Consider the following 17,677-nt stretch of genomic DNA (forward strand, 5'->3'; position numbering starts at 1 on the left):
AATTGTGGTAGTGGTAAGAAATGCTAAATCCCAATAACAAGACCTAAAAGTTCCAGTTATCAGGGGATATTACCTGAATAAAAATTATATTTGTCTAGATATAACTAATTGTACCCAATTTATAGAAACCTATGAAATATGATTTAGAATTTAAGATTTTAAACCAAATTGAAGATAAAACGGATAAATCAAATTTTAGAAAAAAGTTATCTGAATCTGACTTAAATCAATTACGACAAAATCATAATGGAATTTCTGAAGAATATCTGACTTATCTTAAGGAAATAGGTTCAGGTAGTTTTAAAGAATGTCAATTTGTAGTTCAGGACTACTTATTTGACCTTTCGGAATTGGGAATCGAGGACATTTACGAATTGAAAGATGAAATTAAATTCTTCGGAGATAACTTTGCTGGAGATTTAGCGGGTTTTGACTTTAAAAAAAATCCTAACGAAGTGATTGAATTTTGGCACGATGACGGAACAATTTACGAAACAGGAAAATCATTCAAAGAGTATATTGGAGAAAAAATTAGAGTTGAATAAAAACTGGCTACAACAAAACCTAAACTGCATTAAAACGCAGCTTAGCCAAAACGTTAGTAAAAAATATCATCTTACCACAAGACACCTTAATTAAGGTGTTTTTTTATGTCCAAGATTTAGTTAACGAATTATAAACTAATTGTAGGTTCTCCGATACCGTTAAAAACGGAAAAACGTTCTTTGACATAATTGTGGTAAGAAATAATTTACGGATAAACGTAACTGTATTGTACTGTTATCAGGAAATATATACCGGATAACATGTATATTTGTATGGATATAACTAGTTGTGTGCAATTAAAACAAACGACATAAATCTGAAATGAAAAAAGAATATTATTTAATAATATTTCTCTCTTTATTTTATAGCGTATCCTGCTACAGTCAATATAGTATCTCAGGTTATCTAAATTCTAAAGAAAAAAACAAAACAGTATACTTGAGTTTACTTAAGTATAATGAAGAAAATCTAATTTCTACTAACCAGATTTTATTTTCTACACAAACAGATAGTACAGGATACTTTGAGATGAAGGGAAAGTTACTTTCTGATAAAAATAAATTATACCGTATTCACTCTAATTTAGACGAGAAAAATTCAGGTCTTCAATTGTTTGATAATGGTAAAAACAAAAACTATCATAATTTTATTTTTTCAAATTCTGATACTATTTTTTTTCCAAACCAAAATCAAGAATGGTTTAGTCATTCACAAAATTCCAATAAAGCAGACGGAGAATGGAGAAAATCTTTAGCATATGAATTAGAATTACTAGAGAGCTACAATGAAACAAAAAATATGGAAGCTATACAACAAGTAAAAAAAAGTTATTCAAAAGAACTCAAATTATATTGTACAGATTCTTTAAAAGACCCTTTGGTTAAACTACTCGCTTTTTCTCACTTAAAAAATAATATTTCTGATTTACAGAAAGATTATGAAAAAAGTCCTGAATTTTATTCTAAAATGCAAAATGAATTAAAACAACAATATTTTGGCGCATCTTATTATTTGCAATTTCAAGAAGAGCTCTCTAATCTGTCAATTTCATCTATTAAAAAGAGTTATCAATTTCATAAAAAAATAAATTATCTATTGGGAGTGCTTGCCTTAATGCTATTGACAGTAGTATTCGTGTTATTTCTAAAAAACAAGAAACAACGGAAGCAAGTAATTATTAATGAAGTCTCAACACTTACCAATCAAGAAGAAAAAATAGCGAAACTTATTTGTGAAGGACTATCAAACAAAGAAATCGCTTCTACTTTATTTATTTCTTCCAGCACAGTAAAAACTCATATTCGTAACCTTTATTCAAAATTAGAGATTTCTAATAGACAACAATTAATTGAAAAATTGAAAAATCATCCCTAGGACTAATCATTATTTCATCCCCTATTCTCATTTGATTTTGAAATTAAGACTATTCATTTGTAAATAATTTAAATACAAAATTATCTACAAAATGAAATTATCCGTTTTTAATAGAATCTTTGGAATTACTATTGTCTTTTTTTTCATTCAATTTTCAGTTTCCGCACAAGAACTAGACATTAATGCTGTTTATCAATCTGCGATAAAAGCATACGATTCAAAAAATTATAATGAAGCTTCAAATCAATTTTCGATCCTTATAAATAAAGTCGGATTTAAGATACAAAATACAGGTGTTTATTATAACGGGGCTTGCATTTATGCTCTTAATAACCAACCAAAAAAAGCACTTGAACTATTAAATCACTTAGTCAATGACAAATTGTACTCAAACTATAAACATATTTCAAGAGATGGTGATTTAAATAGTTTGCACACCTCTAGTCAATGGGATGAAATAATCGACAAAGTAAAAACCAATCTAATAACTCTACCTGAAAGAAATCGAAAAACTATTAAAAATAGGTTAAGTGAGGCAAAAAAACTCTTAGACAATGATAATGGAAGTCTTTGGGGAGAAAACATTTGGCATACAGACTTTCTTATTATAGATTATGACAGTAACATTTATTCTCTAAAACCAATAACAGGATTTAAAACTACAGATTCTATTCTATTTTATTCAAAAATAAAAAACAACGAATTGAGTTTCACAAATTCTGTTCAAGAATATAAAGGGAAAAAATATGCTACAATTTTGAACAATTATCTTAAAGGTAAAAGTACTACTCTTATTCACGAATTATTTCACACACTACAATTTAAACACAAAGAGTTTAATGGTAATCCTGTATCATATTTAGATAATTACGATGCAAGACAATGGTTACGCTTAGAATACCAAGCATTAAGACTTACTCTACAATCTATTAGCAATAACGAAGATTTAGAAAAAATAAAATTGCATCTTAATGATGCTCTCATTTTTAGAAAATTAAGACAAATCAAGTATAAAGAACATCTTAAAAACGAACTTGAATTAGAGACATTAGAAGGGCTTGCAAATTATACAGGAATAAAACTATCTGCTATTGAAAATAAATATGAAGAGGCTATTCATCAAATCAATGAAAGAGAAGTTGCTGAAACATATACTCGACCATTTCCTTATGCTACTGGACCTGCCTATGGATTGGTTTTCGATTACTTAAATATAGATTGGAAGAAAGGGTTAGATGTTATTTATAATTTTCTTGAAATTTATGAAGCTAAAATTGTAAAAAAGGAAATAGTTCTTAGCAACACTTATATTTTGCAAGCAAAAGAAAGAAACAATTATGAAAGAATACATCAAGAAGAGTTATCAAAAAAAACAAGAAAAGAAGATTTAATTAACTTTTACACCAAAATGCTTATTGATAGCCCAACTTTGTCCGTAACTTCAATTGATGAAAAATATGGGAGAACGTATAATATGAACGGAACAATATCTCTTGATGAGGACAGAACCATCTTTTCAAGTATAAAAGGGACAGCAAAGTCAAAAGAAGATTTTGGAAATTTCTACATTAAAGATGGTAAACTTGGTAAAACAGGAATTTTGGGAACCTGGATTGGAGATGTTTTAAAATTCACATTTCCCCTGCCAAAAAGAATTGAAGGAAATAAAATAATCGGAGATTTTTACGAATTAGAATTTAATAAAGGTTGGGAGATTGTCAAAATAAATGATAAAGGCAGTTTAGAAATCAGGAAAATGAAATAACTACACACAACACCTTATAAACATATATCTTACCACAAAGCGCCTTAATTAAGGTGTTTTTTTATGTCCAAAATTTAGTAAACGAATTATAAAAGAAGAGTAGAATAGCTCTTATACACAGGGCAAGAAAATTTAGGCAAAATTAAAGAGCAATATGAACATTTTCGGTTAAAAAGATCTCATTTTATAAAATTCTAAAACAATTCTGTTTTCAAATAGTTCGTTATTATGTTAAATAAAATTCAATAAAACAACCTAATAAGTAACCTTTATGGTTGTCGTAACTTTTTCTTTATAAGATTACTGAGTTTAGTTGCTTCAATATTAAAATAATCTACATCATTGTATATATGATAAACTCTTACATTTTTCAATTGCTGAGAATGGCTCATTCAAAATTTTCTTACCATTTGACCGGAATACTAAGCTATGAATGAACCTAAATTTTGATAGTTTTCGGTTCCATTTTGCGAAACAGGAGAAGCTATTCAATTTATAAAATCAAAAAAAAATCGCTCTTCAAAAACAAGCAACTCCTAATTTTCTTTTCAACTTGATACTTTCAATAAACTCTCTTATGATCGAAAACTTGACATTCAAGACTTTTTTTAAAAGTCGATGCTAATATTTCACCAATTTTAAGAGTATGATCAAACTTATTGTTTGATTTGAAAACAACTAACAATTCATAATACATCTATAGATTTCTAAACCTACAACAATTATTGACGTTGATAGGAAAATCACTTGGAACCTATTGAAGTTAATCAAGGATATCAATTCTATTTTCAAAATGGTGTAGATATCACCAAACTCGTAACAATTAAACTAACATAATATGAAACAACCACAAAAATCCTCAGTAAAACCCTACATTGAGTGGGAGGAAGGCTTACCCAAAGGACCACAATTTGGTATTTTATCGAAACTCCATGGAACATGGGTGAACTGGAAAGGCGGACCTACGGGGTTACATACCACTCCGATGCCATCACCAGGAACATCTTCTGAAACTATTTTTGGTGTCTTCCATTTTAAATCTCAAGAATATAGAGAACAATTAAAGTTTACTCAAGTGAATGCTCCCGTACGAAATAGAGCAGGATCAAACGAGCAATTCAATGCTGCTGTGAAATATGAAACAGCTATTATCGATAACAATGATGACCTTCAACATTTTGAAAACGGAATGTACTTATGGTTAGGAGATCATCAAATGCCATGGGATCCCGAAAGTCCATATCAGAATCCACCAAATATGTTTAAACATACTTCAAGTGAGGAATCTGTAAAAACAGATGGAGGAGAGCCAGTTATAGGACCAGGAGAACTTGGACCTCAGTTTGTACCACCTTATCAAATCTCTCGTTCAGGAGTCATTCCTCATGGAACAACCATTCATATTACAGGGAATATTACAGAATCCGAAAAAGGTGCTCCTCATATTGCCAACCTTTGGGAACAGCAATATTTAGCGGTATCTCCAAGTATGGGAATTCATCCAGAAGAAGATTTAATACCTGGATCACGTAAAAAACCCGAATGGACAAAACTTCCACGTGAAGATCAAAAAGATGGAGGTGTAAATAGTGGACGTGCTTATTTTGAATCTATTTTTAATTATGATCAGTTTGGTGCTAAATTCCCATATACGGTTCAACCAAACTTGAAGTTGTCAGATGCTATCGAAAATATGGATGTGAAGAGATATGATTTGATTGAATTAGACTCATTTCATAACACAGGAGTTCAAGGAGCTACCATAAACAATGTTATGATTCATCGCTATTGTAAAGTCGTAAGAATGCGTTATCGTATGTGGATAGAAGAAGTTTATGATGAAGAGTTTGGAGGTCTTATTGAGCAACTTCAATACGAACAAATTGTGGATTTCGAATTTATGTTTGGATCTACAGGAGGAACCACTCTATGGCCACATATTCAAGTAAATACATTGCGTCGAGAAAAGGACATTCCAGCTAATAAGCGTTTGCCATCAATTAAACTACCAACTGAGGCTCCTCATGAAGTAGAGGAAGCTCCAGCTTCTGTTTGTCCAATGATGCGACATACTCGTCATTAAACTTGACATATTAAAAAAATCTAAAATAAAAAGAGAATTTCATGATACAATTGACTCAACAACCATTCTACAAGGTTATTGAGTCTTTTTTATGCTTAATACTTTCATTCAACTCTTTTATGATCAAATACCTGACATTTAAGACCTTTTTTCAAAATCGATTTTAATATTTCACCAATTTTAAGAACACAATCTAACTAATTGTTTGATTGAACAACAAACTAACAATACAAATTACACGGAAATAACTCAATAACTTTTGACTCTTGAAATCGGAAGAAAATTGAACTCAAATCAATTTAAAACAAACGTAGAAATACAATTGCTTAAGCCAGATGGAAAATGAGTAATACATGTAACTGTTTTTGTTAGGTAAATCAAAATAACTTAAACCTTGAACCCATGCAGAAAAACACCTTCACAGTGGCAGATTATTTATTAACTCGTCTTAAACAACTAGATGTTACGGAAGTATTTCAAATTCCAGGCGATTATGTAAAAAACTTCACACAAGCCCTAGAAAAATTTGATGGTATTGAAACTATAGGTACTTCAAATGAATTAGATGCCTCTTATGCAGCAGACGCTTATGGTAGAACAAGAGGATTATCTGCTGTTTCCTTACAATATGGTGTAAGTACATTTAGTGCCTTAAATGCTGTTGCTGGTGCCTATGTAGAATTGAGTCCTATTGTTGTTATCAGCGCTACACCAGGGGCTAATGATCGACAAATAGGTAACATGTATAATGTTTTATACCATCATTCAACAGGTAATTTAAAAGCAGACCAAGAAATCTATAATCATGTAACCGTTGCATCAGAGACTCTGAACACTTCCGTTGGTGCCGATAAAAAAATAGACAAGCTAATAACTGCCGCGATAACACATAAAAAGCCAGTTTATATTGCCGCTTACAGTGAGGTTTGGGGAGAACCTTGCAAACCACCTTCAAAAAAGAAGTTACAACCTAAAATAAAGAAGAGTAAAAAAGAGGCGCTTAACAATGCAGTAGACCAAGCTTGGTCTCAAATAAAAGCTGCTAAACAGCCCATGATATTTGCTGGCGTTGAAGTTTTAAGGCATGACTTATCCGATCTACTCCAAAAAATAATTGATGCTAGTGGGTTTGTTTATACTACAACATCTCTTGGAAAAACGGTTTTGGACGAAGAGGGAGACAAGTTTATTGGCACGTATTCAGATGCGGCATCGATTACCAATGTTATCAATTATGTTAAAGATTCCGATTGCTTTTTATCCTTAGGAACTCTTATTACAGATGATTATCTGTGGTTTGTTGAAAACAAGTTTTCCGATATGATATTGGCTACAACTACCGAAATTAGGGCTGGATATTTCACTTATAAAGGTGTTACCATGAAAGACTTTATGGAAGCTCTACTAGAGCGTTTTGAAAAAAGTAAAACTTATCCACTCAAAAATAAGGCTCCGAAACAACCAAAATATCCTGAACCTTGGGTTTCTGAATCTGATCCAAAATACAATAGTACACCAGAAGTACTAACCTATAATCGATTTTTTCAACATACAGTAAAACATATTGAGGATAAAAATATGTGGAAGGACATTAATTTGACATTTGGTGTGAGTTCTGCCATGTATGTAGCCACCAATATTTATGGAATGAAACAAAATAGTTTTATTAGTTCAGCCGCATGGCAATGTATTGGTTACGAAACAGGTGCCGCTCTTGGTGCTCAATTGGGAAGTAAAAAACAATCATGGACCATTGCGGGAGATGGTGGTTTTATGATGATTTGCCAATCTCTTTCAACCTTAGCTAAATACAATGTGGATAGCGTAATTTTTGTGATGAGCAATCAAGTTTATGCCATTGAACAAGTATTTGTTGATATAGATGCTTTTTGCCCAAAGGGTACCTTCGATGAGTTTGATAATTTACCTAAATGGGACTATTTGGCACTAGCCAAAGCATATGGAGCCAATGGGCATCGAGCAAGTAGTATTGAACAATTGAATGATGTATTGGAAACCATTACCTCACAAAAAACAAACAAACCAACGTTAGTAGAAATTATCATTCCGGAAAAAGACTTAGCAGGTCAAATGAAGAACTTAACCTCTCAAGTAATGAATTGTAATCACTAAAATCCTATAATAATGACAAATAAAAACAAAACGTATTCAATTTTTGGAGCGGGTGCTGCTGGTTTATACACAGCATGGAGATTGCTTCAAGGGAAACCAGCAAATAAAAAAGATACATCGAAAAACCTACAAAAAGGAGATACCTTAGAACTATACGATTGGGGGAAATATGATTTTTCGAAAAAAGAAAAGGGAACTCGTGCACCAGGTGCCAGAGTTTGTACTTGGCATTATCAAGATGATGAAGATGCTTCTTATTTAGAACTAGGAGGAATGCGCTATTCTGCTTGGGATTATAAGAAAACAAAAAACAATCCTGATCCGAATAATGGTAATAACCCAGGACATCGTTTGGTTACGAAAACCATTAGTGAAATTGGTTTAGAAAAGTATTCCGTTCCTTTTAATGAAGCTAGTGATCCATTATTATCATTACGTGCAAAAAGTATGTATACTTCTGATATTAATGCGAATAATCCAGCCCCTTATAATGTAAATAATTATGGAGAATATGGAGCACCAGATGACGGATTTACCAAAATAGAAAGTGTTGGAATTGATGTTTCTGATGATGCTTTACCTCCTACAAGAAAAGAATGGTGTAAATTTTACGAAGAAGGAAAAATCACCGAAGATTTAGGGGATGAATCCATCTTTGAAAAAGGACAAAAGCTAAAAGATATTGGGTATTGGAATTTAGCCTATGATGTTTTAGGTCAAGAAGGTTTTAGTTATCTAGCCGATGGAAATGGATATTCTTCCAATGTAGTTAACACAAATTCAGCACAGTCTTTTGAAGTGAACAACGAGTTTACTCCAGGTACCTTATACAAAACCTTAACTATTGGTTATTCAGGTATTTTTTCAACACTTTTCCAAGAAGTTGTAAAGTTATCGAAAGAAAAAGGTATTCATTTTGAGTATTATCCAAATACAAGATTACGTTCTATCTTAGAAAACAAAAATACAATTCATTATACAACCGCAAGTAGGGCAGAACCTACGAAGGAATTGGATTCAAAAACTTGTGACGCTGCCTTTTTAGCCATGGGTAGGTATGCTATTGATTTAGTGGCACAAGCAACACGTTATATGAATAAAACAGATGACGATTTTGATGTTTTAAATGATAACAAAGTACAATTATATTTGGAATCTGTTTTAATGCAACCATCCTACAAAATAGGAATGTTCTTTGATTCTCCTTGGTGGAGAGATGATATTCCATCGCCTTCAAAATATCCAGCAAAACTAAATAGTTATTTTTTAACTCAGGAAGGAGTTAAAGAGCTTAAAAAAGATAAGTTTCCTAATAAATATATTGCGGCAATTGAAAAAGCAGCTTCTAAAGCCGCAAAAGCAAAATTAGAAGCAGAGTCGCAAAATAAAGCTTATGATAACTCGGTAACATCACTTATTGATGTTAGCTATGACACCGAAAGTGCATTTTTAAGCGCTGCAGAAAGTATAGTTGAAGCCAGTTTCACCTATGAAGAGAAACAACAAATCACGAGTATAGCACATTTAGATACGATTGGCCCTAGTGCAACAGACATGCCAATTAGACAAGTGGTGTATTTTGGAGACAATGCTCGTAAGGAAAAAGGTAAAAAAGTATATGGAATTTTGGCTAGCTACGATGATATCCGTTATACAACCTTCTGGAAAGCTTTGGAAATAGGACCTAATAGAGAACGTAAAGTTGCAGAGTCACAAGATACTCAGCCTTTAGAAGGACCACGCAAAGCACCAGCTATTATGGTAAAAATGCTCCGTCAGCAATTAGCTACCTTGCATTTTGGATCACAAGCTAGTTATACAGCCATTCCTGAACCTTTGGAAACCAAATATATGGATTGGTCACTACCTCCATTTAACGCAGGATATCATGCTTATTATTCGCATTACAATATTGGTGATGTACAGCAGAAAATAAGAAAGCCGTCCTCTTTAGTAAAAGGTAAAGACAGTAATGTTTTTATTATAGGATCTACTTATTCCAATGACCAAGCTTGGGTAGAAGGAGCTTTCTGTACCGCAGAATCTGTATTAAATGATTTCTTTAATATAGAAAAACTAATAGATGATACCGAGTATCCATTTATTTGTCCAGCGAGTAACACACCTTCGGAAACAGCTAATAAAGTAGACGAGGCATCGCTTGAACTAGCTCAATAATAGAGTATACGTATTGATTCTAAAGTAAAATGATAAATTGACTCAATAACTGCTTAATAGTGGTTATTGGGTCTTTTGTGTTTATATAATAAGTATTATTCCAATTCAGCTCTTTTGTTACAAATCAATCATAAAAAAATCAAAGACAAGTCTTATTTTTGCAATGTATATTTCTTAAATCCTGAAACTTGTTAGAAAGAAGACAGCAATTACCCCAAAAACAATTTATAAACTCAGACTATTTTATTTTCTGTTTAGAAGGTGTTCATGACGTAGAAACAGATGAAATTACTTCAACCCAGGATAAATTGGAGGAACTAACCATGCAATTTGGAATCGCTAGTATTCATAAAACATGTGATTCTATTGAAGGTTTAGAGGCTAGTTTAAATACTTTGGTACTAGATGATCATAATTTTAAGAACTATGAAATTATCTATTTAGTCATGGAAGGGGAAGCCAATAGTATTTGTTTGAATGATTACTATTATAGTTTACAGGAAATTGCAGAGATTTTTGAAGGGCGGTTGAATGATAAAGTATTGCATTTTTCAAATGCCAAAGTTTTGGATTTAGACGAAGAAGAGGCCCAATACTTTTTAGATATAACGGGAGCAAAAGCTATTTCTGGCTATGGAAATGTGTTTAATGGCATTGCCAGCGCAAATCTTGATAAGGTGTTCTTTAATTTATTTAAAGAAGATGATAATATGTTAGATGTTGTTGAAAAATTGTATCAAAAACACTATAAACTCTGCAAACTTCTTGATTTTAGATTGTATTATTAGTAACTATCAAACACTAAATATACTGGTAATTGACAAATTACTTTGAATCAAATTACAAAAAACAATATCAAAATATAAACTATTATAATAGGGATATTTTGATATGTTTTATGAATTGAAAAAGCGAACCTGAGTTCGCCTTCATCTAAAAATTTTATTGCATCACACCTTCATAAAATTCAACCGTTCCACCCGTTTTTACACAATGGTCTCCTGCTAAAAACTCGGATTGCTCAGATTTATAATCTAAATCCCAACCTGTTCCATCAGGATACGTACATTTTACACGACCTCCACTAATAGACTGTTGTTCAGCTTTATTTAATACTGAACCTAATTTCGAAATTGACTTTAACATCTTAATAAATTTTAACTTACTCAAAAGAAACGAGAAAAGAGATACAAATGATCTAGACTTCAAAAAGGTAAGGAAGAAATGTATAAGTGCTGGTTAAAATATTAAATGTGTAGTTAAAATTATTTCCAAAAGTTTTTAGCGCCTTGTTTTATTTCATCAATAAGCCCAGAAAAGGATTCTTTGTATTCTTTTTCCTTTTTAGTAATGTCTCCAGACATGTCTAGTTGTCTTGGGATCGTATATAACCAAATTAGAAGAATAAAAATAATGATAAAAAAAATAGGTATTAAATATTCAATCATAAATCAAAAATAGTAAAACAAAATAGAGTAAAACAGTAAAATTATGACTATAGCACAACTTATAAATGCAGCTAAAAAAACGAAGTACTTAGGGCTACGATTTCCTTCTGGTCATATTATGGGAGTAAATTCGAAATGCGTTTTCAAAGCTGCTAAAAAATGTGGTAAACACTTCAATAGTAAAACTTCATTTGTAAGTTTTAAGTTTTTGAATATGAACGAATATATCTCATGCAACCATCCATTTATAAAACAGTAGGTTCTCCGATACCATAAAAACGGAAAAACGTTCTTTGACATAATTGTGGTAGAGTTTTTTAATATATTTGCGCTATAAAAATCGCTATAAGAAATTGTTATGAATATCAAAATGAATTATTTCTTAGAGCAAAAGAATATAATCATTATGAAAAACTACTTTAAAAAAATTGTTCTATTTCTAGTATCTATACTTTTGTTCTACAATTGTTCCAGTAATGAAAACTTAGGAGAAGATTTTAGAATTGTTGAATTTTCTCCCGGTGAAGGATATGCCGGAAATAGGATACAACTAAATTGGAGAGGAGAAGAATTTGTTGAACAAAATATTACTTTATTATTAAATGAGATTGAGCTGGAAATTGAAGATGTTCAGGTGAATAGCCTAAATTTTATTGTACCAGTAGGGGCTGAGTCAGGGCAATTGAAGTTAACAATTGGAGACAAAACTGCAGTTTCAGAAAACGAATTTGTAATTAAAAGGATAGATCATCAGCCAATCTATTTTTTTGGAGAGACAAATACACCTGGTTGTGCTTTTTGTTATACCTTGAAGAGTCTTAATTTTAAAGAAGATGGAAATTTTCAAATAAGACAAGAGTCTAATTTAAATTTGGGGCATCTGACCGGATTTATCCAATACGATACTTCAAAGAAAGAGTTCTTTGGTGTAAATCATGAGTCTTGCAAAACACTTAACGTTATAAATATAGAAAGCGAACAAAGGTATTTTAGGAGTTTATGCCCCAAGAATGGATATACCGAAGCTCACCCCATCTACAATTCAACACTAAATAAAAAAGTTGTTATCCAAATTAATTATTATAATGGGTTATTATTATTTCAGGAGTTGAATGAGAATAATCAATTAGTAGATATATCAAATGTTATAAATATAGATTCGGAACATAGGGGTGACTTCTATGCCGAAAATTTTAAATATTCAAAATCATTAAACTCCTATATAGCTCTTAATACAAGAATTAATCAAGGTGTTAAATTACTCACGATTAATGCTAATACTTTTGAAACAAGCATAAAGGAGATTAATATTGAGGGAAGTTTGCCAGAGTTTCATGATAATGCTCCTGCTTTGATTGAAGATAAAGTTAATAATAGGTTCTTTTTTGGTGTCAAAGGAGATCTTTATGAGTTGAATATGAGTTCAGGCGTTTCTTTTAAAATTGAAACTGACTTTTCGAATTATTTTAATTCAAAATTTGGATTTATTCCTAACTTTATACAAAGAACTGCAATATATTACCCTCCGACTAACGAAATAATATTTGTACATTATGGAGAATATCATAATGATGGACCTAGCGATAAGTTTTTTGCTATTAGTTTGGATACAAAAAGAACTAGAGAAATAAATCCTACAAGTGTTAAAAGGCATTTTGAAGTTAAAGGGTTTACACTCAAAGAGTAGTTTCAAAATGAAATAACATCTACCACAAAACACCTTTTTCAAGGTGTTTTTTTATGTTCAAGATTTAGTAAACGAATTATAATTTAAGAGTAGGTTCTCCGACACCTTAAAAACGGAAAAGTTCTTTGACATAATTGTGGTAAGTGAGATTCTCTTACAGCTTTATTTTTTGTATGCTAGAAAAAAAAGTAAAGCTGTAAGAGAATTTAAAAAAATAAAATATCTTCGCGCAAAAAATTCTTAACTCTTAAAAAGATGCCTGTTAAAAATAGCTAAGACCTCAAATCAATATATTTTTTCAAGTTAAGACTTTAACAATTCTAAAAATAGTCGTTTACGGGATCTTTTTTTGCAACAACAAATAATACAACGTTAAAATTATACTTATGAAAAAAAACTACTTACTATTACTATTTCTTCTTTGTTTATCCACGATTACAAAGGCACAAATCGTCCACATCCCAGATGCTAATTTTAAAGCCTATTTAGTCGGTAAAAGTGCTATTAACACCAACGGCGATGCAGAAATACAAGTAAGCGAAGCCGAGGCTTTTACTGGTGGAATATATGTTTATTATAGTAATATTTCAGATTTGACAGGTATTGAAGCTTTTGTGGAGTTAACTCATTTGTGGTGTTATAGCAATAACCTTACGAGTTTAGATGTATCGAAAAATACGAAGTTAACTGGTTTGTTGTGTTCTAATAATAACCTTACGAGTTTAGATGTATCTCAAAATACGAAGTTAATTGATTTGTCTTGTTATAGCAATAACCTTACGAGTTTAGATGTATCGAAAAATACAGAGTTAACTAAATTACGTTGTAATGATAATAAGCTAGCGAATTTGGATGTGTCAGGAGCTACTGAATTGACTTATTTAAATTGTTTATATAATCAACTTACGAGTTTAGATGTGTCTCAAAATACGAAGTTAACTCATTTGTGGTGTGATGATAATATACTTACGAGTTTAGATGTATCTCAAAATACGGAGTTAACTTTATTAGATTGTTCTGATAATAATCTTATGAGTTTAGATGTATCTCAAAACACGGAGTTAAATGTATTACATTGTAATGATAATAACCTTACAAGTTTAGATGTATCGCAAAATACAAAGTTAACTGGATTATATTGTAAACAAAATGAACTTATGAGTTTAGATGTATCTCAAAACACGGAGTTAAATGTATTACATTGTAATGATAATAATCTTTCAAGTTTAGATGTATCTCAAAACACAAAGCTAGAAAATTTATATTGTTATAATAATAACCTTACAAGTTTAAATTTAAAAAACGGGAATAACAATAATATGTATCGAACGTGGTCATATGGTAACGAAGACCTTACATGTATTCAAGTGGATGACATCAATAATATACCTGGTTCATGGCGAAAGGATTATACCGCAAGTTACAGTGAAAATTGTGAAACAGCGAGTATTGATAAAGTATTTAATACTAATGTCTCTATAGCTCCTAATCCAGTAAATAACCAATTATTTATTTCACTCCCAGAATTAGCTGAAATCAAAAGAGTAGAGGTATATTCTGTTTTAGGAAATAAAATTTCGGAAACAAAAGAAAGCACCATTGATTTTAGTGGTTTTTCTAAAGGAGTATATGTAGTAAAAATAGAAAGTAAGGATAATAAAGTAGCCTTAAAAAAAGTGATAAAGAATTAATTAGTATTTTTAAGTTTAGGCACAAAACCTAGTTTAAACATATAACACTTACCACAAAAACACCTTTTTTAAGGTGTTTTTTTATGTCCAAGATTTAGTAAACGAATTATAAAATAAGAGTAGGTTCTCCGATACCTTAAAAACGGAAAAGTTCTTTGATATAATTGTGGTAAGTTTTAAATTTAGTTTAATTAGCTTTGTAAATTATTAAAAATAAATTTTATGAAAAATTTTTGTCTTATGCTATGTTTGATATTAGCTTCATGCTCAACAGAAAATGAACAAATTATTCCTAATAAAGTTATTCCTAAAGAAGTTATTAATACATGGGGGGCTAGTGGTCAATCAGGAAGAACTATTTATGAATACGATAGTAATTGGAATTTTATTTCTGATGGGACTTCTATAAGAGTATTAGAATATAAAAATGGAAAAATACATAAATTACGTTCATCGTATTCTGTTAGTCCAAGTGTCGTGTATGCATTTGAATATGAAGGAAATAGAATAAAGAAATTATTAGGAGATGATGGAAATAATGTCACGTATTTTTATAATGATGATGGTTATGTAAAAAAGATAGAGCATGATATAGATCTTGACTTCAGTAATAAAGAAGTGATTGAATTTGAATATACTGAAGGTAAAAACATAAAAAAGAGGACTGAGTTTTTTAAATTATTAAACGGTAATCTCCGAACTAGTCAAATCTTTGAGTATTCTGATTTTGATAATAAATTTTGCCCTTATATAAATTGGGACAGAAACCTAAAAGAATTCCTAATGTTTTTTGAATCATATATCAATACAAATACTAATAACTATCAATCATATAAATATACTTTTTTGCACAGTAACGGTAACAGTACAGAGGACTTAGATACAATCAGATATGAGTATAATGACTTAGGTTATCCGGGTGAGAGCTTTTGGTATAGAAATAATACCTTATCCCTTTCTTCAGTTTTTAGTTATCATTAAAAAAAGAATTATTTCAAAATAAACTTACCACGAGAGCTTCAATTTGAAGCTCTTTTTTATTGTCAAAGATTTTGTTTAGCGGCATCGAGAGATGTCATTTTAATTATAGGTTGTTTGATTAGGTTTAACCAAAAATATATATCAATAACGTTAAAACAAAAAAGTACAAGAAATAAATATTTTTCTCTCGGATAACTTTCTTAACCGAATATCTATGATGATAAGATTCAATAGAGCCAGAAATAAAAGCTAAAGAAAAAAATATATATAAGTAAGTTTTAGAGTTTTCAAATTGATCAATTTTTAAAAGTAAGATTGATACGAGTAACGAAAGAAGAGTTAAAAGTGTAAATATTAAAATTGTTTTCTTTTCCATTCACTCAATATATGAAAATTCTTATTAAACAGTAGTATTTATATACTAGTAAAAAACGCTAAAATAATTAGAAGTATCCATGCAGGAATAAAAAACAGTCTAATGTGAATTTCTAGTTTATAAAGTATAAAACACCAAAAAGAAGATAGTAAATAAAAAAGAGGTGTTTCTAACTCTTTAGGAAGATCAAAAAAAAATAAAAGTATGCCAGGAGAAATACTAAATAGTAAAATGAAAAACACTCCTAGTATAGGGGTATTCCCTACCGCCTCTAAGCCTTTGTGTTTTTCTGATTTTAAGTCAGCAAATATTAACATAAATCAAAAATAACAAAAATTAAAAATAGTGTAGTTAAATAACGCCTGAATCATCATCCCAATCATCAACATATTTTTTTACATCTTCTTCACTACCATATATTATTACGTAAAGGAATTTTCCAATACCACTAAGTATTAAGAGACCAAGAAATATATAAAGTAAATAATCAAACATTCACAAATATAATCAAACCTAAAAACAGTAGATTCTCCGATACCTAAAAAAAACGGAAAAGTTCTTTGACATAATTGTAGTAAGTTTGAATCTAAAATTTTATCTATTGATAATGTTTAAAATTAAAATATTGACAATATTGTTCTTGATTTTATTGACTGGTTGTAAATACAAGAGCCCTATTAAATTTCAAAATATTGAGAATTATTCAACCTAAAGAATAGAACATGTAAAGGCTAATTTATTATTTGATGAAGCTCACTATTTAATTAATACTGGTGAGTTAGATAAAGCCAGATATAAACTTAGGTCAGCTTTAGGTTATGAGATTAGCTCTATCATATATGTTGAGTTAGGAATGTTAGATCTAATTGAAAAGAAATACAAAAAAGCGCTAATTTATTTTCAAAAAGGAATTGATGCAGATAACACCTACTGGCCGAGTTATATTAACAAAGCTAGGACAGAATACTCTTTGAGTAATTACAATGAAGGAATAGCAACATTAAAAACAATGTTAGGTATTTGTGATTCAAAATATTGGATTTCATATGCTAAATTATACCTTGCCTTAGGGTATTTTAATAATGGAAACAATTGTGAAGAAGCTATAAAATACATTAATCAATCCAAAAGTTTAAAAATGTATCCTGAATTATTAAACCAAATAATCTCTTTAGAAGAAAAAATTAATAAAGCATGTATTTGATAAAGTCAATATCGCTATTAAAATATGCTTACCACAATGCACCTTAATTAAGGTGTTTTTTGTGTCCAAGATTTAAGAAAAGTGTAGAATTAAAGATAAGTGGAAAACAAGTTGTAGAAGAGTAATGCGAAAACTAATACATGAAAGAAAGATTCAAACAATGATCTGCTCTTTGATGATTTTATTTTTTTCCAAACAAAAATATCTAGGA

General features: G+C 30.4%; 14 protein-coding genes. 13 read left to right on the forward strand and 1 reads right to left on the reverse strand.

Annotated features, from left to right (window positions below):
• The first annotated feature begins 131 nt into the window (after positions 1 to 131).
• From ACKTTV_RS12365 to ACKTTV_RS12395, 7 genes are all read left to right on the forward strand, one after another.
• The gene (locus ACKTTV_RS12365; RefSeq protein WP_408031149.1) at positions 132 to 545 is read left to right on the forward strand and encodes an SMI1/KNR4 family protein; all 414 of its coding nucleotides are present in this window, start codon (positions 132 to 134) and stop codon (positions 543 to 545) included.
• A gap of 322 nt (positions 546 to 867) precedes the next feature.
• Positions 868 to 1,920, forward strand: coding sequence for a response regulator transcription factor (locus ACKTTV_RS12370; RefSeq protein WP_408031150.1), 1,053 nt, complete (start codon positions 868 to 870; stop codon positions 1,918 to 1,920).
• Between the two features lie 91 nt (positions 1,921 to 2,011).
• Positions 2,012 to 3,685, forward strand: a complete 1,674-nt coding sequence (locus tag ACKTTV_RS12375; protein WP_408031151.1) for a TPR end-of-group domain-containing protein — start codon at positions 2,012 to 2,014, stop codon at positions 3,683 to 3,685.
• 838 nt (positions 3,686 to 4,523) lie between these two features.
• Positions 4,524 to 5,768, forward strand: coding sequence for a peroxidase, FMP-type (locus ACKTTV_RS12380; RefSeq protein WP_408031152.1), 1,245 nt, complete (start codon positions 4,524 to 4,526; stop codon positions 5,766 to 5,768).
• A gap of 402 nt (positions 5,769 to 6,170) precedes the next feature.
• Positions 6,171 to 7,901, forward strand: coding sequence for an alpha-keto acid decarboxylase family protein (locus tag ACKTTV_RS12385; protein ID WP_408031153.1), 1,731 nt, complete (start codon positions 6,171 to 6,173; stop codon positions 7,899 to 7,901).
• 12 nt (positions 7,902 to 7,913) lie between these two features.
• On the forward strand, positions 7,914 to 10,079 hold the full coding sequence (locus ACKTTV_RS12390) for a flavin monoamine oxidase family protein (protein ID WP_408031154.1): 2,166 nt from the start codon (positions 7,914 to 7,916) through the stop codon (positions 10,077 to 10,079).
• A gap of 188 nt (positions 10,080 to 10,267) precedes the next feature.
• Positions 10,268 to 10,867 (forward strand): DUF6642 family protein, encoded by a 600-nt coding sequence (locus tag ACKTTV_RS12395; RefSeq protein ID WP_408031155.1) that lies wholly within the window; start codon positions 10,268 to 10,270, stop codon positions 10,865 to 10,867.
• A gap of 154 nt (positions 10,868 to 11,021) precedes the next feature.
• Here ACKTTV_RS12395 and ACKTTV_RS12400 read toward each other — a convergent pair whose 3' ends face one another.
• The gene (locus tag ACKTTV_RS12400) at positions 11,022 to 11,225 is read right to left on the reverse strand and encodes a hypothetical protein (RefSeq protein ID WP_408031156.1); all 204 of its coding nucleotides are present in this window, start codon (positions 11,223 to 11,225) and stop codon (positions 11,022 to 11,024) included.
• 345 nt (positions 11,226 to 11,570) lie between these two features.
• Between ACKTTV_RS12400 and ACKTTV_RS12405 the strand changes: the two genes are divergently transcribed.
• The 6 genes from ACKTTV_RS12405 (at position 11,571) to ACKTTV_RS12430 (ending at position 17,466) form a co-directional block, all read left to right on the forward strand.
• Positions 11,571 to 11,786: a hypothetical protein gene (locus ACKTTV_RS12405; RefSeq protein ID WP_408031157.1), complete on the forward strand. Its 216-nt coding sequence runs from the start codon at positions 11,571 to 11,573 to the stop codon at positions 11,784 to 11,786.
• Positions 11,787 to 11,885: 99 nt separating this feature from the next.
• A complete protein-coding gene (locus ACKTTV_RS12410) occupies positions 11,886 to 13,214 on the forward strand; it encodes a hypothetical protein (protein ID WP_408031158.1) in 1,329 nt (442 codons plus the stop codon).
• Positions 13,215 to 13,600: 386 nt separating this feature from the next.
• Complete coding sequence (locus ACKTTV_RS12415; protein ID WP_408031159.1) at positions 13,601 to 14,905, forward strand: T9SS type A sorting domain-containing protein; 1,305 nt, start codon at positions 13,601 to 13,603, stop codon at positions 14,903 to 14,905.
• A gap of 222 nt (positions 14,906 to 15,127) precedes the next feature.
• Positions 15,128 to 15,886 (forward strand): hypothetical protein, encoded by a 759-nt coding sequence (locus ACKTTV_RS12420; RefSeq protein WP_408031160.1) that lies wholly within the window; start codon positions 15,128 to 15,130, stop codon positions 15,884 to 15,886.
• 580 nt (positions 15,887 to 16,466) lie between these two features.
• Entirely contained in the window at positions 16,467 to 16,592 is a 126-nt protein-coding gene (locus tag ACKTTV_RS12425) for a hypothetical protein (RefSeq protein ID WP_408031161.1), read from the forward strand.
• A gap of 523 nt (positions 16,593 to 17,115) precedes the next feature.
• The gene (locus ACKTTV_RS12430; protein WP_408031162.1) at positions 17,116 to 17,466 is read left to right on the forward strand and encodes a tetratricopeptide repeat protein; all 351 of its coding nucleotides are present in this window, start codon (positions 17,116 to 17,118) and stop codon (positions 17,464 to 17,466) included.
• The last annotated feature ends 211 nt before the right edge of the window (positions 17,467 to 17,677 follow it).

The sequence above is a fragment of the Tenacibaculum xiamenense genome, from assembly GCF_964513065.1.
Classification (GTDB): domain Bacteria; phylum Bacteroidota; class Bacteroidia; order Flavobacteriales; family Flavobacteriaceae; genus Polaribacter; species Polaribacter xiamenense.